Raw genomic sequence first — 22,021 nt, forward strand, 5'->3', positions numbered from 1 at the left:
TTTGGGAGAGCGGGGTTTGTCAAGCTCGACTACTTGTTCTGGAGGTCGAGGGTCATTTTGGTGAGGTCCATGAAGTTTCGGCCCTCGGTCAGTTGGCCGTTGTGACAGGTGATGAAGGAGGAGCCGAGGAGGCTGGTCTTTTTGCCGGTGGCGGGAAAGCCGAGACCGTCGCCGTTGTGGAGGGCGGTGCAGGTCCAGCGGATGGCGACGCGGTCTCCCTCGGCGAGGAGCTCGTCGATGTTGATGTGGAGGTTCGTGAAGGCGTTGAGGAACTGTCGGTGGACAGCTTTGAAGCCTTCCGGGCCGACGAGGACGGAATCCGGGTCGGGAAAGCCGTAGACTTTGCCCTGCGGGTGGAAGAGTTCGTCGATGGTTGCTTCGCTGCCTTGATTCCAGACTTCTTCAAACCAGCGTCTTGCGAGGGCCTTGTTTTGATCTGACATAGCGACACCTCATGCGGGAAAGATTAGCACGCGGCGCAGCCGGTGGTATCGGCGTTGTTTGACCTTCGGCGTTGTCTGTTTCTTGTCTTGCTTAAGGGCACGGCTTTAGCCGTGCCATAGGTGCGTCAGGATTCGTGGGGCTTTAGCCCCTGAGGTACGATTCTTCGTCAGCGAAGTACGGATCGAGTTGCAGCGCCGGATGGGCGGAGGAAAAGATATAGGATTCGGGAATTTCGCAAAGGCGAGCGGTGACAGGATTTTGATGAATGTAGCGGTAGCGGATGCTGTAGTCTGCTGCGTCGCGGATGCGGTGGTCGGTGAAGCCTCGTTGCCAGACGGGGAGCTTGGAGGCGAGGCGATGGGAGAAGCCTCCCTTGATGAGTCCGACGGCTCGTTCGAGAGTCTCTTGTGGAGTGAGAAGAAGGTGGATGTGGTCGGGCATGACGACGAAGGCGTGGAGTTTGTAGTGTCCTTCGGTGCGGTAGTGCTGGAGGGTTTCGATGAGGAGTTCGGCGTTGCGTTCGACTTGAAAGAGGCGTCGGCGGTTGTAGGTTCCGCTGGTGACGAAGAAGGTGCCGGGGCGGGATGTGCGGGCGGGGATCGCCATTCGGCGATTGTAACTGCGCGTACCTCAGGGGCTAAAGCCCCTTGACTCGGGGAGGGTGGTGGCACGGCTGAAGCCGTGCCCTTAAGCAAGGCGGTTCGCGTTTTTGGGGAGGATTTATATTCAAACTCAACTTGCGTCTGTTCGTCTGTGCGCAGGCATTGATCCTATAACAGCCTGCTGCGACTGCTCATCCCAAAAGTAATAAATGCGGAGACATCTTGCCGGATCGCGCGTATTACCGCCATTCTTGATATGCCAATTTACATCGCATAATTTACCTTGCCAATCTATCTCGAACGAATCACTACCACAATGCGCATTTATAACTCCTTGCTCAATAGTCCTATCGCGAAGTGATCCTTCACTCTCGTGTAATTTTTCTGAGCGAAACTCGTTTGCTAGCCACAAAAGACACCTTGCAGCAAGAGCAGTGTCTTCAAATTCAGGATTTCTAACTCCTCGTCTCGCCTGCGGGCTTAAAGTCACGCGACCTGCAAGATTTGTATCGCACCAATCTTCAAAGGAATCCCACTTAGTGGGGATCTCGATATTCGCATCGGGTGCTCTCCCTAAATCTTTAATTTGTTCCAAAAGTTGCTGAATTCTAAATCCAGCTGCGTTTAGCTGAGTCTCCGCAATTTCAGCCCGCTCCTCAGCAGCATCATGAAGATCAGAGAATTGTTGCTGAAATCTTTCCGCTTCTTGCACTTGCAGTTCTAGCGTCTTCAGTGCTTCTCTTGTAGCATCCAGTTGTTCTCTCTCTGTTGCACCAGATTCTCTAAGTTCTAATTGTTTTTTCTCGAGAGTCCTCAGGCGCAACGAAGCAAAAGGAACAATATCTTTTCCGAGTACAAGTCTGCGCACACTCGCATTTGCTGCAATCCAACGTAATCGCGTCAATGCTTTGCTTGCTGCATCGGGGTTTGATATTTGATTGGGGAGAATTAGTTCATGTCCTCCAAAAGGATTTGCATCTTCCGTAAAACCCGGAAGATAAATTCTCACAGCCCCCTCATATACGGATAGACGCTTACCGAATCTCTCAGTTAAAGCCCAAGTAAAATTTGCTGGCAGGATGATGACGATTGCTAAGCCAGCACATGCTTCTGCCAACAATTTCGTATTTAGTAAAGGGAGTTCGGGATCAGCAGTACTCGAAGGCACCGACAGAACAATAATTGGTAGCTTTCTTGCCCCACTTACGAGTGCCTCCGTTAAAAGAGCCGCACCTTTTTCTGATCGAATCGTGTGTGCCTTATCAGTGATCTTGAATGAGCCGGAGTGTAGGCCTGGGGAACTGATAACTTGACGAACTACTCCCGGGACGTGAGGTTCGATATCGAGGGTTTGTTCAGAAGAACCAACGAGAAGGCGTGTAGTAAAAACAGCAGGACCACTTTCAGCAACTGAAATCGTAACTTCTGTTGTCCATATTCGACCTGCCACAGACTTATCTGGGTCCTCCACGCGTATTGACCAATAGTCGGCCCCGTTGACAGATAAACGAACAGCTACTCGGCTCCGGCCGCTAGATAGATGCTCAAAGGATTGCTGAGCCCACGCTTCGCTGGAGAACCTACTTGGAGCCCTGTTCTCAGCCCACCGAAGAACTTGGGCACGAGCCGCATACGCAGCATGTTGGAAGTCGTCCTCAGCAAGAACCCCAGAAACACGTAGTACTTCGCGCTCACGGATAGGAAGGGAACTCTTCGTATAAACGGATCTTACTGGCCTCTGAACTTGCGAGTCGTACATTGCTTCCTTTTCCGCCGATTCGGCCATATTGAAGGGTGGAGCAGGAGCAATCGTACAAAATAGCAGGCTCCCGCTCTCATCGATCAAAACCTTAGCTGCAGCCGCTGGTGCTGCCGCAGCTCATGCAGCGGTAGCAGGAGCCGCTTCTGGTCATGATGGCTCCGCAGGTGGCGCAGGAGGGTGCGTCGCCCATGTCGTACATCGACTTCATGGCGTCGGCTGCGTGGTAGATGCCGCGGTCTTCTGTGTTGGGGAAGGCAGACGCCGAACCTTCGACTCCGGCTGCGCCTCCGCTCTGGATGACGGAGTTTGAATAAGCGTCGGGGGCGATTCCCTGCTGAGGTGGCGTGGTGGTGTAGAAGTCGTCGCTGCCGCTGCCGACCGCAGGTCCTTCGACTCCGGCTGCGCCTGCGCTCAGGATGACACCTCTGTCACTTGAAGCCGCGAGCGACTGGATGACGTTGCCGGGGCTGTTGACGGTTCCTTCGACGGGGACGCTGGCGTCGGCGTGCGGGGCGAGGCCGGCGAAGAGGTCGAACTGGTGGCCCGAGAGGAAGCGGATCTGCATCCAGCGGAAGAGGTAGTCCATGATGGACTTGGCGTAGCCGATCTCGGGGTTGCCGGTCCAGCCGCTGGGCTCGAAGCGGGTGTGGGCGAACTTCTCGCAGAGCACCTTGAGCGGGACGCCGTGCTGGAGAGCGAGCGAGATGGCGGTGGCGAAGCTGTCCATCAGGCCGGAGACGGTGCTTCCCTCTTTGGCCATGCGGATGAAGATTTCGCCGGGCTGGCCGTTGGGGTAGAGGCCGACGGTGATGTAGCCCTCGTGTCCGGAGAGGCCGAACTTGTGCGTGACCGAGGCGCGCTCGGCGGGCAGGCGATGACGGACGGCGCGCGGCGGCGACTGCGCGTCGATGGAGTCGGAGTTTTGCAGCGAGGCTTCGGTGATGGTCTTGAGCTGGGTCTCGAGGGCAGTGATGCGTGCCTGCGCGGCGGCCTTGGCGGCGACGACGGCCTCTTCGATCTCGACGGTACCTGCGGCGGCAGGGGCGATCGCTGTTTGCTTCTGTGCCTTGCCGTCGCTGGCGGAGACGTTGAGCGGCTGCGAGCCCTTGGAGTTGTCGCGGTAGATGGCTACGGCCTTGAGGCCCTGACGCCAGGCTTCGAGGTAGGCTTCGGCGATGTCATCGACGGACGCGTCCTGCGGGAGGTTGACGGTCTTCGAGATGGCTCCCGAGAGGAAGGGCTGGGTGGCGGCCATCATCTTGATGTGGCCCATGTAATGGATGCTGCGCGTGCCCTTCGATGGCTTGAAGGAGCAGTCGAAGCAGGCGAGGTGCTCGGGCTTGATGGCGGGAGCGCCTTCGATGGTGCCGGTAGCGTCGATGTAGCTGACGATGGCGTTCACTTCGGCCTCGTTGTAGCCGAGCTTGATGAGCGCCGAGGGCACGGTGTTGTTGACGATCTTGATCATGCCGCCGCCGACGAGCTTCTTGTATTTGACGAGGGCGAGGTCGGGCTCGATGCCGGTGGTGTCGCAGTCCATCATGAAGCCGATGGTGCCGGTGGGGGCGAGGACGGTGACCTGCGAGTTGCGGTAGCCGTGCTTTTCGCCGTGAGCGAGCGCGCCGTCCCAGGCGTGGCGGCTGGCGTCGATGAGCTGGTCGAGCTGAGGGACGCTGAAGGGCTCGGCGGAGTTCTTCGACTTGCCGATGTTGTTGACCTCGGCGCGGTGCATGCGGATGACGTCGAGGAAGGGCTCGCGGTTGACGTAGAAGCCGGGGCAGGCTCCTCCGGCGATCTCTGCCTGCTGCGTGAGCGGAGTGGCTGCACCGAGGGCGGGGCAGGTCTCGGCGATACGCGATGACTGCCAGTAGGCATCGCCGCAGAGGATCGCGGTGAGCACGGCGGCGAAGTCGCGGCCGGCGTCGGAGTCGTAGGGGAGGCCGAAGGCCATCAGCAGCGCGCCGAGGTTGGCATATCCGAGGCCGAGCGGGCGATAGTCGTGTGAGTTCTTCGAGATCTGCTCGGTGGGGTAGCCAGCGGCGTCGACTATGATCTCCATCGCGGTGGTGAGGATGCCGATGGCGTGGCGGTAGGCGGGGATATCGAACTGGCCGCCGGGGGTGAGGAACTTCAGCAGGTTGAAGCTGGCGAGGTTGCAGGCGGAGTCGTCGAGGAACATGTACTCGCTGCAAGGATTGCTGGCGTTGATGCGAGCGGTGTTCTTGCTGGTGTGCCAGCGGTTGATGGTCGTGTCGTACTGCATGCCGGGGTCGCCGCACTGCCAGGTGGCTTCGGCGATGGAGTGCATGATGTCGCGGGCGCGGTACTCCTTGACCGGCTTGCGCTCTTTGACGGTCTTGGTGCTGAAGGTGCCGTCGGCTTCGACTGCCTGCATGAACTCGTCGTTGACGCGGACAGAGTTGTTGGCGTTCTGGAAGAAGATGCTGCTGTACGCCTCGGAGTCGGGGCCGCTGCCGTCGTAGCCAGCCTGCACCAGCGTCCAGGCCTTCTTCTCTTCAGAGACCTTGCACTGGATGAAGTCGTTGATGTCGGGATGGTCGACGTTGAGGATGACCATCTTGGCGGCGCGGCGGGTCTTGCCACCGGACTTGATGACACCGGCGAAGGCGTCGAAGCCGCGCATGAAGCTAAGCGGGCCGCTCGCGGTTCCGCCGCCCGACAGCGTCTCCATGCTGCCGCGGATGCTGCTGAGATTGGAGCCTGCGCCCGAGCCCCACTTGAAGAGCATGCCCTCGGTCTTGGCCAGCGTGAGGATGCTATCGAGCGAGTCATTCACCGAGTTGATGAAGCAGGCGGAGCACTGCGGGCGGGTGTATCCGGTGACAGAGAACTCTACCTTGCCGGTGGCTTGGTTCCAGTGCCAGTTCTGCGCGTCGGAGTTCGGCTCCAGCCGGTCGCAGCCTACGTTGAACCAGACGGGCGAGTTGAAGGCCACTTTCTGGTTGAGCAGCAAATGGGCAAGCTCGGCGAAGAAGGTGTCGGCGTCCTCGGCGGTGGCGAAGTAGCCGTCGCGGATGCCCCAGTCGCGGATAGACTCGGCGACGCGGGTGATGAGGGCGCGGACGCCGGACTCACGCTCGTCGGTGCCGTTGAGGCCGTGGAGGTACTTCGATGCCACGATGTTGGTGGCAGTCATCGACCAGTCGGCGGGAACCTCGACGTTCTTCTGCTCGAAGATGATCTTGCCCTTGAAGTCCTGAATGATGGCGTCACGAAACTCCCATGTGATCTCGTCAAAAGGAGAGAGGCCGGGCTTGGTGAAGTGGCGGCTGAAGGACAATCCCGGGGCCTTGGAGTTTGACTTGGCAGACGCCTGAGACGGAGCAGGGACGGTGTTCTTGGAGGTCTTGGCGGGCTGGGTGGGGATAGTGGCCATGGGGATATTGCTCCTTCTAATTTGATGATGAAACTAAGCTTCTGGCTCGCGGCACGTACTCCTCACGAGCGGGTAAATAAGGCCCTGTCGGCACTGAATATGAATCCGGGGCAACTGGCTCCGGCGGCGTCGAAGCAGAGCGAAAACTGGAACCCGAACCGAATGTTCTGGAGCGGCGCAGTGGCAAAAGTACCGCCGCCTATAGGGTGTGTCAAGTATAAAACACTACCTATTGTGTTACCTGTGCAAATACCCCTGTTTACGGGTCATTCACAAAAAGAGGGTGCAGAAATCAGGGATTTGGCTGTGGAAGTTGCCGCAGAAGCGCGTCGGATGCGGATATTACGAGATGGTTAATAGGCACTTTTTGAAGGTATGCGCGTGCGATCGGAAGGACAAGGGGCAGTAGTGGTGCATTGGCTGTGGACAGGCGTGGAAAAGAGGGAAAACCCGGGCAGAAATATCCGTCCAGAGTCCGCTGTAGTGTGGCCAATAAGCTGCGAACAGGTTCGGCGCTCGTTTTAAAGGGGCGGCGAGCAAGGACAGACCGGCAGGGAGATCGAGGTAGATATGATAGACAGGAGAGTTTGGGAGGATTTCGATGTCCAGAACGCAGTCGGCGATGGTTGAGCTGGGAACGGTGGCCCCGGCATTTGAGCTGGAAGATGTGGTGACAGGAAAGGCCGTAGGGCGAGACGATGCCGCCAAAAACGGCCTCCTGGTGATGTTTATCTGCGTGCACTGCCCCTATGTGAAGCATGTTGAAGCAGAACTGGCCCGTATCGGGGTCGACTATGAAGGAAAGATCGGCATCGTGGCCATCTCGTCGAACGATGTGGTCGCCTATCCGCAGGACGGGCCGGACGAGATGAAGGCACAGGCGCAGCGGTTGGGCTTCCGCTTCCCTTACCTCTTCGACGAGTCGCAGGAGGTAGCACGCTCATACGACGCGGCTTGCACCCCGGACTTCTTCCTCTTCGACGCGGAGATGAAGCTCGTCTATCGTGGACAGTTGGACGAGAGCCGTCCGCGCCGGGGAGACTTCGGCAACGATATTCCGGTTACGGGCAAGGATCTGCGCCAGGCACTGAACGACGTGATCGCCGGCAAGCGTCCCGACACCAATCAGCGGACCAGCCTCGGCTGCAACATCAAATGGCGTGAAGCTTAACCTAAAGAGGAGAACCGATGCAGGATGTGCTTGAGCAATTGAAGGCGGGGATTCGCCGGTTTCAAACCACGGTATACCCCGAACAGGCGGAGATGTTCCGCCGCGCCGTGGCCCAGCCGCAGGAGCCGCACACGCTCTTCATAGCGTGCGCCGACTCGCGGATTGATCCTGAGATGATTACGCAGTCCACGCCCGGCGAGATGTTTGTGCTGCGCAACATCGGCAATCTGATTCCCGCCTATGGCGAGATGATGGGCGGCGTCAGCGCGGTCGTCGAATACGCGGTCAGCCTGTTGAAGGTGAAGCACGTGGTGGTCTGCGGCCATGCCGATTGCGGGGCCATGAAGGGCCTGCTCAACCCCGACAGCGTAACGACGATGCCCGCGGTCGAAAACTGGCTGAAGAACGCAACAGCGGCGAGGAGCATCGCAGAAGCGCTGGGAGCCAAAAATGAGGAACCGGGCATCTTGATGCGGCGCGTCACCGAGCAGAATGTTCTGCTGCAGATTCAGCATCTGCGAACACATCCTTCGGTCGCCGCGGCCATTGCGCGCAAGGAGCTGACCATCTCCGCATGGGTGTATGAGATCGGCACAGGCGAGGTACGCATCTGCGAAGACGGCATTGAATTCGTACCGGTTGTTTAAGCGACGGCAACATCTCCCAAAGGCCCCGGTTCGCTGGGGCCTTTGCTCTTTCTGCAAGCCAGTTATCCCGCTGTTTGTGTTTTTGTGATGTGCAGCTTAGAACCACTTCAGCTTGCGCAATACGACCAGCAGCACGGTTGTACACAATACAGTAATGCCGCCGACATAAAACGCTCCGTGAGCGGAGTCTTCAAAGGGCAAGCCCTTGAGGTTCATGCCGTAGATGCCCGAGATGGCGAGAACGGGCAGCGCGAAGGTGCCCAGTACGGTGAGTACCTTCATCACCTCGTTGGTGCGGTTGGCGACGCTCGACAGGTAGATGTCGAGCGTGTTGTTGAGCAGGTCTCGCTGCGTCTCGACGGAATCGAGCAGGCGCGCCAGATGATCGTAGATGTCGCGCACATAGGACTGGTGCTCGGCGTCGATGATCGAGCCTGAATCGCGCTGAAGGTGCAGCGTAGCATCGCGAGTATTGACCAGCACACGGCGCAGCTCGATCAGCTCGCGCTTAATGGCGAAGATATTCTGCAGCACCTCGGGCGAGGGCGAATCGACGACGATGTCTTCGAGATCGTCGATGCGATCGTCGAAGTGGTCGATAGCAGGAAAGTACAGATCGACGATGGTGTCGAGGATGAGATAGAGCAGTCTGCCCGGGTTGTCGTCGGAGCCGTCACGCCGCGCGCGGGACAACGCCTCGGCAGTGGAGGAGCATTTGGGATCGGCGATGGTGATGAGAAAGTCTTTGCCCGCAAACAGGTCGATAGTCGCGAAGGTCGGCATCTCCGGGTCGCCTTCGAGATGGACAGGCTTGAAGACAGCAAAGGTGTAGTGGGGAGCGGTGTCGACCTTGACGCTCTCGTTTTCGCTACGGCAGTCCTCAATGTGCAGAGGATGCAGGTTATATTGCTTGGCCAATTCGTCCAGGCGATGATCGGCGGCGGATTCGAGTTCGTACCAGGGCATCGGTCAAACACCTTCGACTACACGCTAGGATGACAGACTTTATCCGCGCTGAAAGAGTACAAAAGGCTTAGCCTCTGCCCTTCTCAATCTGCGTGATCTCACCGTCGCGCATGTGCAGGATGCGGTCGGCGATCTGCGCGGCCTCGAGATTATGCGTAATCATCAGGACAGTCTGCTTGAGATCGCGGCTCGACTTGCGCAGCATCCCCAGCACAGCGTCGGAGTTTTTAGTATCGAGGTTGCCGGTAGGCTCGTCGGCAAGCACGATGGCAGGCCGGGTAATCAGTGCACGCGCAATCGCCACACGCTGCTGCTCGCCGCCGGAGAGCTCGTTGGGACGATGATCGAGACGGCCATCGATGCTGAGCATGTGGGTCAACTGATCGAGAAGCGGCCTGTCGATCTCTTTCTTCGGCGAGCCGAGATTGGCGATGTCGTGGGCGATCTCGATATTGCCCATGGCCGACAGCGTCGGCAGCAGGTTGAAGCGCTGGAAGACGAAGCCGATCTTGGCGCGGCGCATCTTGGTGCGCTCGGCGTCGTCGAGTGTGGCGAAATCCACGCCGTCGATGCAGACCGAGCCGCTGGTCGCGTGGGTAAGGCCGCCGAGGATGTAAAAGAGCGTCGATTTACCGGAGCCCGAGGGACCTACGATAGCTACAAATTCGCCCGGATCGATGGCAAAGCTGACTTTGCGAAGTGCCGTAACGGCGAGTTTTCCGGAGCGATAGGTTTTGCTGAGGTCCTGCGCGAGAATGATGGGTGCCATGTAGTTACTATGAAGTTTATCGCGAGTGAGGGGTTGGCATGAATTTTCGAGAGTTGCTGCTGCTTGTGCTGGTGGGCTGGACAGCAATCGGCGTGATCGGAGTTACGATCTCGCTGCTGCGGCACGAGCGCGCCAAAGCGGTGCGGCACTCGCTGTGGGTCGTCGCTGTCTGGGCAGTCTACATGGTTATTCTGGTGACAACCTCGCTGACCCAGCCACAGAAGGTCGTGGCCATCGGGCAGGACCAGTGCTTCGACGAGATGTGCTTTGCAGTGACCGGCGTGCAGGAGCTGCCGGGCTACTTGATTCAGGATGGCAGCCGGTTGATTCGCGTCTCTGTTCGCATCTCCAACCACGGCAAGCAGAAGATGCAGAGTGAAAAGCTGATTCAGGCTTATCTGATCGACAAGCAGGGACGGCGATGGGAAGAGTCGACCGCAGTCTCAGGCGTGCGCCTGACTGCGCGGGTTGCAGCCGGAGACTCTGTGGAGAGCCAGCCGGTGTTCAAAGTGGCAGGCGATGCCACAGGGCTGGTCCTCATCCTGACCCACGGCCAACGCCAGCCGGGAGTGCTCGTCATCGGAGATTCCGACAGCCTGTTTCATAAACGGACAGTGGTCTGGCTGGGGCGATAAAGATTCATAAGCCTTATCTATTTAAATAAGTATCGTCGCTATCTCCATTGATCGAGATGAGCCCCTCAAGCTGGCGTGGAACCGATCATAAGCAGTGAATGCAGCGTCACATCTTCAAGGAAGCTGATTTCGAGACGAATGGTGACCACCTGTCCCAGCTCTGCGGAAGTAGCGATATTTCTGCGACAGGTACAAAGATCGGTCAGTGCGAGATGGCCAGCGCGGGTCAGTTCCAGACCAGACGATACGATGGAGGCGTAGAGATCGACGATGGAGCGAAGCTGGATCTCGAGTCGAATCTCGATCATGCTGGGTGAGAGCGTCTTGCGACAAAGGACCCAGCCTCCGCAGTCAGCCAGCGCCGCCGTCAAATGGGGGAGCAGGCCTTGCCGCTCTTCGTAGCTGAAGCTCTGTATATCAAGAAGTTGCATCGTATCCTGTAGCCACCGGGCGAGAAATTTCTGCCGTTAGGCTGTTCATCGGAATAGATCGCGGGAAGCGTGATAGGTTACACCGCACCGTAGTCATGTGACGGCAGAGAGTATCGAGCGGGCTCGAAAAGGACGCGCACAGTTACTACAGTTACCTTGATTGGAAGGCAGAACCAGTCGTGAGGTTGGACGGGCCACAGGAGATATCGGGATGGTGCTTGGAGTTGGAACAGATTTAATCGAGATCGATCGGGTGCAGCAAAGCCTGACCCGTTTTGGAGAGCGCTTTATGCATAAGGTCTTTACCGCGGGCGAGATCTTCTACTGTCAGCAGAAGAAGCACGCCACCGAGAGCTTTGCCGCCCGGTTTGCAGCCAAGGAGGCAGCAGCCAAAGCGCTTGGAACCGGCATTGCACGCGGCATCGGATGGCAGGAGATCGAGGTGCGCCGCAGTCCCGGCGAGCGGCCTACGCTGCACCTGACCGGCCGCGCCGCAGACCGCGCCCAGGCAATGGGAGTGCAGCAGTTACACTTGAGCCTCACCCATAACCGCAATGTTGCCATGGCCGTTGTCATTGCAGAGAGTTGAAACCATTGACACAATTCGTGCATCCATTGAAAGCAAGCACTTTACGCAATTGAGCAATGGAAGAAGATGTGCCGAACAGCAGACCGGCTGATGTATTCTCTCACTTACCGGGTACCCTGCTGCCTGTGTCGCATTTCGTTGAAAGAGATTTGAAGGAGAGTTATGCCCAGCCAGCAGGAGGTCAGATGGTCACAGTTGAAAGTGGGCGTGATTGTACTGGTTGCGTCGATCGTATTAGTGACACTGCTGTTCCTGATGACGAGCGCCTCGGGCTTAGGAGTCTTTTCGCATAAGCTGACAATCCCCGTTTATTTTGAAAACTCAGCCGGCCTGAAGGAAGGCGCCGCCGTCAATCTCGAAGGTGTCACCATCGGCACGGTAAAGAGCGTTACGGTCGTCAATGATCCTAATCGCAAGCTGACTCCGGTCAGGGTCATCCTGAAGATCGATGAGAAGTTTACATCGAGTCTTAAAAAGGATTCCAAAGCATCCCTGACTACGGTGGGCGTCCTGGGCGATACGGTTGTCGATATCAACAGCCAGTTTGCCGTCGGTCCTCCGTTGAAAGACGGCGATGAGTTGAAGACGTCGGAGACCCCGAGCCTCACCGATGTCGTCAAAGCCAGCCAGGGAACCATCGAGAGCCTGAACGTAATTCTGGCGAAGATGAATGTGATCGTCGATAACCTTCAGTCGGGCAAAGGCTCTGTCGGCCAGTTGATCAATAATCCCGAGCTGTACAACAAAGCCAATGAAACGGTGAACGAGCTGCTGACGCTCGAGAAGAACCTGAACAACGGCCGCGGCTCCATCGGCAAGCTGATGACCGACGACACCATGTATAACCGGCTGAACGATGCCGCCGGAAAGCTCGAAAATATTGCCAACGACCTCAACAGCGGTAAGGGCTCGGCGGGAATGTTGCTAAAGGATGACTCGCTTTATAAGAACCTGAACTCGACGCTCGTTCATGCCAACTCGATCATGGCGGATGCGGACGCGGGCAAGGGCGGTCTTGGGCTGATGCTGAAAGATCCAAAGTTCCGGCGTGACCTAAGCAACACGCTGGCGCAGGTCAATACTCTGGTGAGCGGCATCAACGACGGCAAGGGAACGCTCGGCAAGCTGACGACCGACGACCAGGCTTACACCAACCTCAACAAGTTGTTGACCGCGAGCACCGATCTGGTAACGACGATCCGGTCGAACCCGAAGAAGTATCTGACCATTCATCTGAAGATCTTCTAGACACCTTTAGTAGATCCAGAGTAGATCCAGAGGTCCAGGCTACGGCCTGGACTTTTCTTTGCCTGTTCGGTTAATTCGGATCGGTGTATCCCTACTGTTGATCCACCGCGCTTTGTGCTGCCGAAAGCGCGGTTTATGCTGAATCTACCAATATTGCTTCTTCGGCATTTTGAGGAGACCCATGACCTATAAATCTTTCGCTGCATTCCTGGTGTTAAGCAGTGGCCTATGTCTCGGCCAGTCTTCGACCCCGGCAAATAAAGCAGATACAGGGCTGGCGCCCACATCCGTTCCGAAGAAGCCTATCAGCTTCGATCTGTCGGGAATCGACAAGACCGCCGATCCCTGCACCGACTTCTATCAATACGCTTGCGGCAACTGGAAGAAGGAGAATCCCATTCCTGCCGACCAGACGCGGTGGGGCCGCTTCAACGAGCTGGCCGAGCGCAACAACTATCTCCTCTATCAGGACCTGAAATCAGCAGCCGATGCTCCGAAGACTCCGCTGCAAAAGAAGTATGGCGACTTCTTTGCAGCCTGCATGAACGTGGATCTCGCCAATCAGCTTGGCGCCAAGCCGATAGAACCGGCGCTCAAGACCATCGCCAACTGGAACGACAAAAAAACGCTGGCCACGCTGCTGGGCACGATGGAGGACAAGTACGCGATTGGCTTCTTCTTCAACTTCGGCTCCGAGCAGGACCAGAAAGACTCGACCCGGCAGATTGGCGCGCTGGATCAGGGTGGTCTTGGCCTGCCCGATCGTGACTACTATCTCAATCAGGACGAGCGCTCCAAGACTCTACGCGAGCAATACGTCGCGCATGTGACGAAGATGTTCGTTCTGCTTGGCGACACTCCCGCCCAGGCCGCTACCGAGGCGCAGAACGTGATGACGGTTGAGACCGCGCTGGCGCAGGGCTCGATGGCCCGCGTCGAACGTCGCAATCCTGCCAATGTCTATCACGTCATGACCATTGCCGAGTTGCAGACCATGACTCCCGACTTTAACTGGAAGGTCTACCTCGACGCTAAAAAAGAGGGCAGCCTTGAGACCGCCAACATCGTCTCGCCCGGCTTCTTCAAGGCAATGCAGCAGCAGATCGACAACACCAGCATCGACGCCCTGAAGAGCTACATGCGCTGGCATACAGTCCATCGCTTAGCGGCCAACCTCAGCGCGCCTTTTGTTGAAGAGAACTTCAACTTTTACGGAGCAACTCTGACCGGTCAGAAAGAGATCACGCCGCGCTGGAAGCGCTGCACCGCTGCCACTGATCGCGCCATGGGCGAGGCCGTTGGGCAGGACTGGGTAGCTAGAAACTTTCCTCCAGCAGCCAAGGACAATATGGACAAGTTGGTCCATGCGCTTGAGGCATCGCTCGGACAGGACATCCAGCATCTTGACTGGATGAGCGATGCCACCAAGGCGCAGGCGCAGAAAAAACTTGAGGCATTCCGTCAGAAGATCGGCTATCCCGACAAGTGGCGCGACTATTCATCACTGACCGTCAAGCGTGACGATCCCGTCGGCAACGCCGAGCGTGCCAGCGCCTTTGCCGATCGCCACGACCTGAACAAGATCGGCAAGCCCGTCGACGAGAAGGAGTGGGACATGACGCCACCAACGGTCAACGCCTATTACAACCCGGCGATGAACGACATCAACTTCCCTGCCGGAATCCTGCAGCCGCCGTTCTACGACTTCAAGATTGATCCGGCGGTAAACTTTGGAGGCATCGGCATCGTCATCGGCCACGAGATGACGCATGGCTTTGACGATCAGGGCAGCCAGTACGATGCACAGGGCAACGTGCGTAGCTGGTGGACGCCCGAGGACAAGAAGAAGTTCGACGAGCGCACCGATTGCGAGGTGAAGGAGTACGACAACTTCGAGGTCGCTCCTGGCCAGAAGCTGAACGGACGCCTGACCCTGGGCGAGAACACCGCTGACAACGGCGGTCTCCGCATCGCCTACGCCGCTCTGATGAGCACTCTGGCTGAAGAGAACAAGTCGACCGGCAAGTCGGTGAATGACAAGATCGACGGCTACACTCCGGCGCAACGTTACTTCATCTCCTGGGGACAGGTCTGGTGCGAAAACACCCGCGAACAGGCCGCTCGTCTGCGCGCCAAGACCGATCCGCACTCGAGCGGCCAGTGGCGCGTCAACGGAAGTGTGCAGAACTTCGACGAGTTCGGCAAGGCGTTTGGCTGCAAGGTCGGCCAACCGATGATGCCGGTGAATAGCTGCCGCGTCTGGTAAATCCCATCAGCCCCGACACAGGCCCGGACTTCGGTCCGGGCCTTTTTACGCCGCAAAACGGGTCTAGTGGTCTAACCGGTGGCTGGCGGCCAGAAACTTCGGCAAGGAATGCGTTGCGGGAAGTGGCATAAAGTCGCAACAGCTTCTACAATTGGCGAAGGAATCGTATCCCTACAGAGTTGCTCGCGGCAGAAGGTGATCGAACAAGATTACTGGCGAGGTTAAGGAAGCGCATGAAGTTGAGCAGGATTGGCCGGGTTTCAATGGCCTTGGTAGTGTCCGTAGCGATGGGTTTGGGCATGACGGCGTGCGGTGGCGGCACCGTCGGTTTCATGTGGGTTCTTGGCACGCAGTATAACCAGATCGCCGGTTTCAAGATCGACGACTACACGGGCAACCTGACGGATGTTCCGCATGAGCCCTTCACCTCGGGCGGCTCCAATCCCGTCTCTCTCGTCGTAAGGCCCGGTGGACGATATCTCTATGTCGTCAACGAGGGCGTTACCGCGACGTCGGGCAATAACTCAGGAACGCAACAGTGCGGCACCAACGGCAGCGGCATCGCTGAGTTCAGCGTCGGCGGCGACGGCGTGTTGACCTTCCAGCAGTGCTTCGCCAGCCAGGGCTCGACTCCTGTGTGGGCGCAGATGGACAGCACCGGCTCCTACCTTTATGTTCTCGACCAGGTCGCACCCACTGCGGATTGCAGCACGGGCGCACCGGCTTCGGGCTGCTTCGGCGACATCACCGTATTCTCGGTCGCCAACGATACTGGCCGTCTGACGCTGGTACCGAACAAGCAGGTCAAGAACGCGGACGGCACTCAGCTCACCTACTTCCCGGTCGGCAACACCCCCATCATGATGAAGGTTGCGGGCGGCGGATGCTTGTTCACGGTGGACTCGGGCGACCAGACGGTCTTCCCGTACAGCATCGGCACGGCTGGCCAGCTGACCCTGCCCACCAACACCACCATTCAAACCGGCGCAGGCAAGCTGACCTCGATCAATGCCGGCTCCACCTATGTCTACCTGACGGACGCGGCTGCTACCTCCGACAGCCCCGGCGGCTACATCCTGCCTTACACGGTCGGCACTGGTTGCGCTCTGAACACGCTGACCGGCGGCAAGGTGGCAAACCTGCCCCAGACGGCAAATCCCGTTTACACGCTGGTCGACAGCACCAACAAGTACCTCTATGTTGCCAACCAGTCGTCAAGCAACTCGAACGCGCCGGCCTACAGCACGATCTCGGCGTACACCATCGACGGAACGACCGGCAAGCTGCAGGAGATTCCTGATACCGGCAACAATCCCTACCAGGTTGGCGCTGGCCCGGTGTGCATGGTCGAAGATCCTTCGAACCAGTACCTGTACACATCGAACAACGTCGACGGCACGGTTACCGGGTTCAATCTCGACAAGAGCACCGGCGAACTCTCGAACCTGAGACGAGGCTCGAAGTTCACCGCGACAGGGCTTTCGACCTGTCTCGCAGTCAGCGGAAATGTTAACTAGCTGGCAGTATTGCAGCTAAAGACACAGGACAGGGTGTCTGTACGAGCCCTGAATTGTTTTTGAATCAGCAGAAGCGGGCGGAAACGATTTGCCCCGGAGCCAGGTAAGCATGAAGTTGAATAACATAGGCCGTGGTGCACTGGCCTCGATTTTGTCTCTTGCAGTTGGTCTTGGCGTAACGGCGTGCAGCCGCGACTACACATTGGCCTACGTCTATGTGACCACCTCAGCCCCCCTCTCGGCGTCGTCTTCGACCGACGGCGGCGTCAGCGCTTTTGCCGTCGATTACCAGTCCGGTGCCCTGACACCGCTGGCTGACTCCCCGATTCCGGCGGGCAAGAAGCCGATAACCCTGGTTGCCGGCCCTGCCAGCGCAAACGGCCAGTTCATTTACGTAGTCAACCATGACGACTCGACTGTCATGGAGTTCGCGATTGGAACCGACGGCAAGCTGTACCTGAAGAACACCTACAACACGACTGGCAGCCTGCCCACGGCAGCGGCCATCGATGCGGGCGGCAAGTACCTGTTTGTAGCCAACACCTACCAGAACGGCCCCAACAACACGCAGCTCTACACGCCTGCGTCGCCTGGGCCGGGCAGCGTAACCATCTTCCCCATCAACTCGGACGGCAGCCTCGGTACAGCGACGACGCAGAACGTCGGCAACCTTCCGGTCGGTATCGTAGCCAGCCAGACCAACAGCTACATCTACGTACTGGATCAGGAGAATGCCTCCACCGCCAGCCCGCTGGGCGTCGTTCTTGGCTACTCTGAGAACACCTCCACTGGCGCTCTGACTCCGACCACCGGCGGCACCGTCGTTCTGAACGGCGTTACCATCGGGAACGGCTATCCTGCCGGTACGACCCCCAGCGCGATTGCCGAGGACCCCTCGGCCCGCTTCGTCTATGTCACCGACAAGGCCACCAACCAGCTCTACGGCTACCTGACCGGTACCGCCGGACAGCTTTCCACGATGACCAATGGACCGTTCACTACGGGCACCTTCCCGGTCGCCGTAACGGTCGACCCACGCGGCAAGTACCTCTATGTCTCCAACTACAACGACAACACCGTGAGCGCCTATGCGATCGACATCGCCACCGGAGCCCCGGTGGCCTCAGTAGGTTCGTCCTCGACGGCAGTTGGAACCACCCCCACCTGCATCGCCATCGAGCCGGCACTGGGCAAGTACCTGTACGTCTCCAACTACCTGGATGGAACAGTCTCGGGCGAAGCGCTCAACTCGCATAACGGCGGCCTGACCGCAGTCCAGAACACGCCCTTCCCCACCTCCGGTCTCCCGACCTGTGCGGTGGCTGTGGCGAATGGAACATACGGCCATCCCAACCAGATCATCAACCCCTAAAGAACACGCAGTTGTATTGCAAAAAAGCCCCGCGAGTGCGGGGCTTTTTGCTGGCCGCAATGGCCGTTCTTTCCGCAGGAGTGGCGGAAACCCTAATGACGCTGTAAGGTATCCCTCCCCCCATACTTAAGTACCAAAGTCTTCAAAGTAAATGGCTTATCTGATGACCTTCTCGCGGACTTCGAGGTGCGTCTGCCTCAATTGCAAAGGCCCGGCGCAATGGCCGGGCCTTGCTATTTTTGTTTGCTGATATTAACTATAACAACTGGAAGGAAACTCGTTTGCAATCTTATGTCATTGATTCATTGCGGGTTGTGCGATTTATCGCTTGACAGGCTTTTCGCTCAGAGGTTTTGAGAAACGAGGCGAACTGGGCTGAGCGGCGAGAGATAGCGGCACCGCGAGCAAACCGCAGGTCCCTTCGACTCCGCCTTACGCGGTGAGGCTACACTACGCTACGCTCAGGATGACAATTTCTTTCTTATCTTCTATTTGACACGCCGGTACGCTTTGACGCCACATGACCTAGCAGCCGTAAGACGATGCTTTAGGAAGAGGCGGTTTGGGCAACACGCGGTCGGGTGGAGAGGTGGGTAAGAATCAGTCTGCGGGCTGGGTTCTCGACGAAACGGAAGGCCGCCAGCGAGAAGAGGACGACGAAGATATAGGAGAACCACGGATCGAGAGCAGCCAGGTGTAGGTGCTGCGACAGGTGGTACTTGCGCACGAGCATCAGTACATTGAAGTGCAGCAGGTAAAGGCAATAGCTGCTCTCGCCGACGATCAGCAAGGGGCGACAGGCAAAGACGGCGGCCACTGGGTTGACTCCGCTGAGACCAAGGACAAGAGCGGCAAAGAGCGGGATGAGCAAGCCGCCGTGCATCAGCAGGTAGGGCAGGTGCTCAACCAGACCGTAGAAGACGACCATAAGAGCTGCTACGCTGGCGGCGGCGATGGCATAGCGCTGGCGCGCGGTGATCGAAAGTACATGCTGAAGCTTGCCCAGGACCACACCCACCAGAAAGGTGCAGGTGTAAGGGAGTGGGGTGTACTTGAGGAAGCGGACGAGGTAGGTCGAGGTGTAGCGCGTGACCGGACCGCTGAGGTGATCGGGGTTGAGCAGCAGATAGAGGCTGTGCGGCACCATTCCGATCGCCCAGATCGCCATCAGGAGCGCGATGAGACGGCCTGCGGTCTTAGGCCAGGGAATACGGATCAACCAGGGGAAGGCTGCGTAGAGCATGACCTCGCAGGAGAGCGTCCAGGCAACGGTGTTCCAGAAGGTGGCGAGGTTGGGGCTCCAGCCCTGAAGCAGAAAGGGCGTAAGGACGATTCCCTTCCAGAACTCGGCGTGGCTGCGGACGGCCCACTCGTCTTCGAGCATCTTGACGGAGACGATGAGGGCAAGCAGGTAGATGGGGTAGAGCCGGGCGAAGCGAGCTACCCAGAAGTTGCGCTTGTTGAAGCTGGCGCCGCGGTCGGCGTAGTTGTAAGTGAGGATATAGCCCGAGATCAGGAAGAAGACGCCGACGAAGATGTAACCGTTATCGACGAAGGGGTAGAGCGGCCCGAGATGCGAGGGCGTGAAGTGGAAGAGAACGATGCTGAGTGCCAGCAGGGTGCGGATGCCGGTCAGGGCGGGCAACGGTGGCTTGCGGGTGGTGGCAGGAGCAGCGACGGTGGCGGTGGTTGGCAAAGTGCAGGTTTCCTGTCAGTAACTGGTCTTTAACGTAGATGCTTGGATGATGCGCCAGGCAGAGGTCAAGACGACAGGAAAATGACGCAGCTTTCTGCGGTCGATGCCGGGAGCTTCGGAAACGGTGTTTTCAAGCAGTAACGAGCGAGCCGAGCTTTTCGCCGCCGACGACACGGACGATATTTCCCTGCTCCTTCATGCTGAACACCATCATGGGCATATTGTTGTCCTTGCACAGGGAGACAGCGGTGGTGTCCATGACGCGGAGGTTGAGGCGGAGGATGTCGTTGTAGGTAATCTGGTCGAACTTGGTGGCGTCGGGGTTCGATTTGGGATCGGCGGTGTAGATGCCATCGACCGAGGTGGCCTTAAGCAGGATGTCGGCCTTGATCTCCATGGCGCGGAGGCTTGCTGCCGTGTCCGTCGAGAAGAAGGGGTTGCCGGTGCCGGCGGCGAAGATGACGATGCGGCCTTTTTCGAGGTGGCGCATGGCGCGGCGGCGGATGTAGGGCTCGGCGACCTGGTGCATCTCGATGGCGGACATGACGCGGCAGGTGAGGCCACGCTTTTCGATGGCGTCTTGCAGCGCGATGGAGTTAATGACGGTCGAGAGCATGCCCATGTGGTCGGCGGCGACGCGATCCATGTCGATGGCCTGCTGGGCTACGCCACGGAAGAAGTTGCCTCCGCCGACGACGATGCCGATCTGACAGCCAAGCGCGTGAGCGGCTGCGATCTCTTCGGCTATTTTGTGAATAAAGATGGCGTCGATGCCGAAGCCGCTGCCCGCGGCAAGGGCTTCTCCGGAGAGCTTGAGGAGGACTCGCTTATACATGTCAGATTCAAGTATCGCATGGCAGCGGCTTGGGGCATCGACCCATTGGTAGCTAATACCCGATGGTGAAACGCTGGCGCTCGTGCTGCGGCTTTTCGAGCTCGTCGACGAGGGCGATGGCGTAGTCTTCCATGGAGATTTTGCTGTTGCCCTGGGCATCGCTGATGAGCTGGTCTTTGCCGAGACGGAACTTGCCGGTGCGCTGGCCGGGCTCGAAGAAGGCGGCTGGGCTGAAGCTGGTCCAATTGATATCGGACTTTTTGATGAGGGCGAGCGCGTCGCTGTGAGATTTGGCGATGGCCTGCCACTGGGCGGGGAGATGGCCGCTCGCGAGCAGAGTGACTCCGGGAGCGATTTCGAGGCTGGCCGCTCCGCCGACGTATATGAAGCGGGGAGCTTTGCCCGACGCGCCTACCTGCTTGATGGCTTCGATGAAGTTTTGCGTCACGGGAAGGATCTGGTCGGTGTCGTCGGCGGGTGGAGCGTAGGCGCTGACGACGGCATCGGCTCCCTTGATGTTGGCGGCGATGGCGGCGGCGGAGTCTACGTCTCCCTGCTTGATGGTGAGGTTGGGCTTGGGAGCGAGCTTGGCGGGGTTGCGAGTGATCGCGGTGACCTGGTGGCCGCGGCTGAGGAGTTCGGTGAGGATGCGGCTGCCGGAATGGCCGGTGGCTCCGTAGAGGACGATGTGCATGTGGTTTCTCCCGTAGAAGATGAGATGTTGGGATAGATGAAAAGGATTTTGCGGGAAGAGTCGTAGCTAAAAATACAGGGGTCTCTCCACTGCGGCGGCAAAAGCGCCGCCTTCGGCCGAGATGACGTGAGTCTGTACAAGGGGTCGTGGCATGAGAAAGCCCGGACTGGTGTCCGGGCTTTCTTTGCTGCTTGAAGCTGAGGGTTATGCCTCTTCGGTGGCTGCGATCTGAGCGGTGGTGGCTACCGTCCAGTTGGGATCGCCTACCTTGAAGCGGGCGAAGCGGCGGACGCTGATGTTCTCTCCGAGCTTGGCTACCTTGCTGGCAATGATCTGCGAGATGGTCTGAGTCTGCTCCTTGATGAAGGGCTGGTCGAGAAGGCAGACTTCCTCGTAGAACTTGCTCATCTTGCCTTCGAGCATCTTCTCGATGATGTTCGCGGGCTTGCCGGTTGCGGCGGCCTGGGCGCGGTAGACATCCTTCTCGCGGGCGATGTCTTCTTCGGTGACATCTTCGCGGCGAACGTAGCGCGGGTCGGTGGCGGCGATGTGCATGGCGATGTCGCGGAGCAGCTCCTGGAAGTCAGGGGTGCGGGCGACGAAGTCGGACTCGCAGTTGAGCTCAAGCAGAACGCCGATCTTGCCGCCGGCGTGGATGTAGGTTCCGACTGCACCCTCGTTGGTGGAGCGGGAGGCCTTCTTGGCAGCCGAGGCCATGCCGCGCTTACGCAGGACGACGAAGGCATCTTCGATCTCGCCCTTAGCTTCCTGGAGGGCCTTGAGGCAGTCGCCCATGGGGGCGCCGGACTTTTCGCGGAGTTCTTTGACGAGTTTTGCGTCGATCTTTACTGGGGTTTCCGTGGACATTCGAGTTTCCTTAGGTACGGTTTCTGCGAAAAGGGGCGCAGGCTTCGGCCCGCGCCCCCAATCAAGGTAATAAAACACTGTTACGGGCTGGATAATGCGCGCTCGTAACGCAG

Annotated in this window: 20 protein-coding genes; 9 read left to right on the forward strand and 11 right to left on the reverse strand. The window is 58.3% G+C overall.

What is annotated here, in order from left to right; all coding sequences use genetic code 11:
• Positions 1 to 29: 29 nt before the first annotated feature.
• The 4 genes from IEW09_RS10785 to IEW09_RS10800 form a co-directional block, all read right to left on the reverse strand.
• Complete coding sequence (locus IEW09_RS10785) at positions 30 to 443, reverse strand: ester cyclase (protein WP_188554129.1); 414 nt, start codon at positions 441 to 443, stop codon at positions 30 to 32.
• Positions 444 to 585: 142 nt separating this feature from the next.
• Positions 586 to 1,050 (reverse strand): REP-associated tyrosine transposase, encoded by a 465-nt coding sequence (locus tag IEW09_RS10790; RefSeq protein WP_188554130.1) that lies wholly within the window; start codon positions 1,048 to 1,050, stop codon positions 586 to 588.
• Positions 1,051 to 1,176: 126 nt separating this feature from the next.
• The gene (locus tag IEW09_RS10795; protein WP_188554131.1) at positions 1,177 to 2,496 is read right to left on the reverse strand and encodes a hypothetical protein; all 1,320 of its coding nucleotides are present in this window, start codon (positions 2,494 to 2,496) and stop codon (positions 1,177 to 1,179) included.
• A 400-nt stretch (positions 2,497 to 2,896) separates the two neighbouring features.
• Entirely contained in the window at positions 2,897 to 6,205 is a 3,309-nt protein-coding gene (locus tag IEW09_RS10800; protein WP_188554132.1) for a vitamin B12-dependent ribonucleotide reductase, read from the reverse strand.
• 27 nt (positions 6,206 to 6,232) lie between these two features.
• Here IEW09_RS10800 and IEW09_RS10805 point away from each other — a divergent pair, with 27 nt between their 5' ends.
• The 3 genes from IEW09_RS10805 (at position 6,233) to IEW09_RS10815 (ending at position 8,023) form a co-directional block, all read left to right on the forward strand.
• Positions 6,233 to 6,562, forward strand: coding sequence for a hypothetical protein (locus IEW09_RS10805; protein WP_188554133.1), 330 nt, complete (start codon positions 6,233 to 6,235; stop codon positions 6,560 to 6,562).
• Between the two features lie 244 nt (positions 6,563 to 6,806).
• Complete coding sequence (locus IEW09_RS10810) at positions 6,807 to 7,376, forward strand: thioredoxin family protein (RefSeq protein ID WP_188554134.1); 570 nt, start codon at positions 6,807 to 6,809, stop codon at positions 7,374 to 7,376.
• Positions 7,377 to 7,393: 17 nt separating this feature from the next.
• Positions 7,394 to 8,023 (forward strand): carbonic anhydrase, encoded by a 630-nt coding sequence (locus IEW09_RS10815; protein ID WP_188554135.1) that lies wholly within the window; start codon positions 7,394 to 7,396, stop codon positions 8,021 to 8,023.
• A 96-nt stretch (positions 8,024 to 8,119) separates the two neighbouring features.
• On the opposite strand, the gene IEW09_RS10820 is transcribed toward IEW09_RS10815, so the two are convergent.
• Together IEW09_RS10820 and IEW09_RS10825 are read right to left on the reverse strand one after the other, a co-directional pair.
• Positions 8,120 to 8,989, reverse strand: a complete 870-nt coding sequence (locus IEW09_RS10820) for a magnesium transporter CorA family protein (protein ID WP_188554136.1) — start codon at positions 8,987 to 8,989, stop codon at positions 8,120 to 8,122.
• Positions 8,990 to 9,056: 67 nt separating this feature from the next.
• Positions 9,057 to 9,758 carry an ABC transporter ATP-binding protein gene (locus tag IEW09_RS10825; protein WP_188554137.1) on the reverse strand — a complete coding sequence of 234 codons (702 nt, stop codon included), beginning with the start codon at positions 9,756 to 9,758 and terminating at the stop codon, positions 9,057 to 9,059.
• 38 nt (positions 9,759 to 9,796) lie between these two features.
• Here IEW09_RS10825 and IEW09_RS10830 point away from each other — a divergent pair, with 38 nt between their 5' ends.
• Positions 9,797 to 10,393: a hypothetical protein gene (locus IEW09_RS10830; protein WP_188554138.1), complete on the forward strand. Its 597-nt coding sequence runs from the start codon at positions 9,797 to 9,799 to the stop codon at positions 10,391 to 10,393.
• 65 nt (positions 10,394 to 10,458) lie between these two features.
• Here IEW09_RS10830 and IEW09_RS10835 read toward each other — a convergent pair whose 3' ends face one another.
• Complete coding sequence (locus IEW09_RS10835; RefSeq protein ID WP_188554139.1) at positions 10,459 to 10,824, reverse strand: hypothetical protein; 366 nt, start codon at positions 10,822 to 10,824, stop codon at positions 10,459 to 10,461.
• A gap of 211 nt (positions 10,825 to 11,035) precedes the next feature.
• On the opposite strand from IEW09_RS10835, the gene IEW09_RS10840 reads away from it, so the two are divergent.
• The 5 genes from IEW09_RS10840 to IEW09_RS10860 all read left to right on the forward strand — a co-directional run bounded on the left by IEW09_RS10840 (position 11,036) and on the right by IEW09_RS10860 (position 17,816).
• Positions 11,036 to 11,413 (forward strand): holo-ACP synthase, encoded by a 378-nt coding sequence (locus tag IEW09_RS10840; RefSeq protein ID WP_188554140.1) that lies wholly within the window; start codon positions 11,036 to 11,038, stop codon positions 11,411 to 11,413.
• Between the two features lie 162 nt (positions 11,414 to 11,575).
• A complete protein-coding gene (locus IEW09_RS10845; RefSeq protein WP_188554141.1) occupies positions 11,576 to 12,661 on the forward strand; it encodes an MlaD family protein in 1,086 nt (361 codons plus the stop codon).
• 181 nt (positions 12,662 to 12,842) lie between these two features.
• Positions 12,843 to 14,927 carry a M13 family metallopeptidase gene (locus tag IEW09_RS10850; protein ID WP_188554142.1) on the forward strand — a complete coding sequence of 695 codons (2,085 nt, stop codon included), beginning with the start codon at positions 12,843 to 12,845 and terminating at the stop codon, positions 14,925 to 14,927.
• Positions 14,928 to 15,190: 263 nt separating this feature from the next.
• The gene (locus IEW09_RS10855) at positions 15,191 to 16,444 is read left to right on the forward strand and encodes a lactonase family protein (RefSeq protein ID WP_188554143.1); all 1,254 of its coding nucleotides are present in this window, start codon (positions 15,191 to 15,193) and stop codon (positions 16,442 to 16,444) included.
• 109 nt (positions 16,445 to 16,553) lie between these two features.
• Positions 16,554 to 17,816, forward strand: coding sequence for a lactonase family protein (locus IEW09_RS10860; protein WP_188554144.1), 1,263 nt, complete (start codon positions 16,554 to 16,556; stop codon positions 17,814 to 17,816).
• A gap of 547 nt (positions 17,817 to 18,363) precedes the next feature.
• Here IEW09_RS10860 and IEW09_RS10865 read toward each other — a convergent pair.
• The 4 genes from IEW09_RS10865 to tsf form a co-directional block, all read right to left on the reverse strand.
• Positions 18,364 to 19,512 (reverse strand): acyltransferase family protein, encoded by a 1,149-nt coding sequence (locus IEW09_RS10865; protein ID WP_188554145.1) that lies wholly within the window; start codon positions 19,510 to 19,512, stop codon positions 18,364 to 18,366.
• A gap of 130 nt (positions 19,513 to 19,642) precedes the next feature.
• Positions 19,643 to 20,347 carry a UMP kinase gene (pyrH, locus tag IEW09_RS10870; RefSeq protein WP_188554146.1) on the reverse strand — a complete coding sequence of 235 codons (705 nt, stop codon included), beginning with the start codon at positions 20,345 to 20,347 and terminating at the stop codon, positions 19,643 to 19,645.
• Between the two features lie 52 nt (positions 20,348 to 20,399).
• Complete coding sequence (locus IEW09_RS10875; RefSeq protein WP_188554147.1) at positions 20,400 to 21,041, reverse strand: NAD(P)-dependent oxidoreductase; 642 nt, start codon at positions 21,039 to 21,041, stop codon at positions 20,400 to 20,402.
• A gap of 204 nt (positions 21,042 to 21,245) precedes the next feature.
• A complete protein-coding gene (gene tsf, locus IEW09_RS10880) occupies positions 21,246 to 21,908 on the reverse strand; it encodes a translation elongation factor Ts (protein WP_188554148.1) in 663 nt (220 codons plus the stop codon).
• Between the last annotated feature and the right edge of the window lie 113 nt (positions 21,909 to 22,021).

The sequence above is a fragment of the Edaphobacter dinghuensis genome (assembly GCF_014640335.1).
In the GTDB taxonomy this organism is placed as follows: domain Bacteria; phylum Acidobacteriota; class Terriglobia; order Terriglobales; family Acidobacteriaceae; genus Edaphobacter; species Edaphobacter dinghuensis.

Coding starts and splice junctions, on each gene's coding strand:
- IEW09_RS10845 (WP_188554141.1), top strand. CDS start 11,576: ATGCCCAGCCAGCAGGAGGTCAGATGGTCACAGTTGAAAGTGGGCGTG.
- IEW09_RS10850 (WP_188554142.1), top strand. CDS start 12,843: ATGACCTATAAATCTTTCGCTGCATTCCTGGTGTTAAGCAGTGGCCTA.
- IEW09_RS10785 (WP_188554129.1), bottom strand. CDS start 443: ATGTCAGATCAAAACAAGGCCCTCGCAAGACGCTGGTTTGAAGAAGTC.
- IEW09_RS10860 (WP_188554144.1), top strand. CDS start 16,554: ATGAAGTTGAATAACATAGGCCGTGGTGCACTGGCCTCGATTTTGTCT.
- IEW09_RS10820 (WP_188554136.1), bottom strand. CDS start 8,989: ATGCCCTGGTACGAACTCGAATCCGCCGCCGATCATCGCCTGGACGAA.
- IEW09_RS10875 (WP_188554147.1), bottom strand. CDS start 21,041: ATGCACATCGTCCTCTACGGAGCCACCGGCCATTCCGGCAGCCGCATC.
- IEW09_RS10855 (WP_188554143.1), top strand. CDS start 15,191: ATGGCCTTGGTAGTGTCCGTAGCGATGGGTTTGGGCATGACGGCGTGC.
- IEW09_RS10825 (WP_188554137.1), bottom strand. CDS start 9,758: ATGGCACCCATCATTCTCGCGCAGGACCTCAGCAAAACCTATCGCTCC.
- IEW09_RS10835 (WP_188554139.1), bottom strand. CDS start 10,824: ATGCAACTTCTTGATATACAGAGCTTCAGCTACGAAGAGCGGCAAGGC.
- pyrH (WP_188554146.1), bottom strand. CDS start 20,347: ATGTATAAGCGAGTCCTCCTCAAGCTCTCCGGAGAAGCCCTTGCCGCG.
- IEW09_RS10840 (WP_188554140.1), top strand. CDS start 11,036: ATGGTGCTTGGAGTTGGAACAGATTTAATCGAGATCGATCGGGTGCAG.
- tsf (WP_188554148.1), bottom strand. CDS start 21,908: ATGTCCACGGAAACCCCAGTAAAGATCGACGCAAAACTCGTCAAAGAA.
- IEW09_RS10805 (WP_188554133.1), top strand. CDS start 6,233: ATGAAACTAAGCTTCTGGCTCGCGGCACGTACTCCTCACGAGCGGGTA.
- IEW09_RS10800 (WP_188554132.1), bottom strand. CDS start 6,205: ATGGCCACTATCCCCACCCAGCCCGCCAAGACCTCCAAGAACACCGTC.
- IEW09_RS10790 (WP_188554130.1), bottom strand. CDS start 1,050: ATGGCGATCCCCGCCCGCACATCCCGCCCCGGCACCTTCTTCGTCACC.
- IEW09_RS10810 (WP_188554134.1), top strand. CDS start 6,807: ATGTCCAGAACGCAGTCGGCGATGGTTGAGCTGGGAACGGTGGCCCCG.
- IEW09_RS10830 (WP_188554138.1), top strand. CDS start 9,797: ATGAATTTTCGAGAGTTGCTGCTGCTTGTGCTGGTGGGCTGGACAGCA.
- IEW09_RS10815 (WP_188554135.1), top strand. CDS start 7,394: ATGCAGGATGTGCTTGAGCAATTGAAGGCGGGGATTCGCCGGTTTCAA.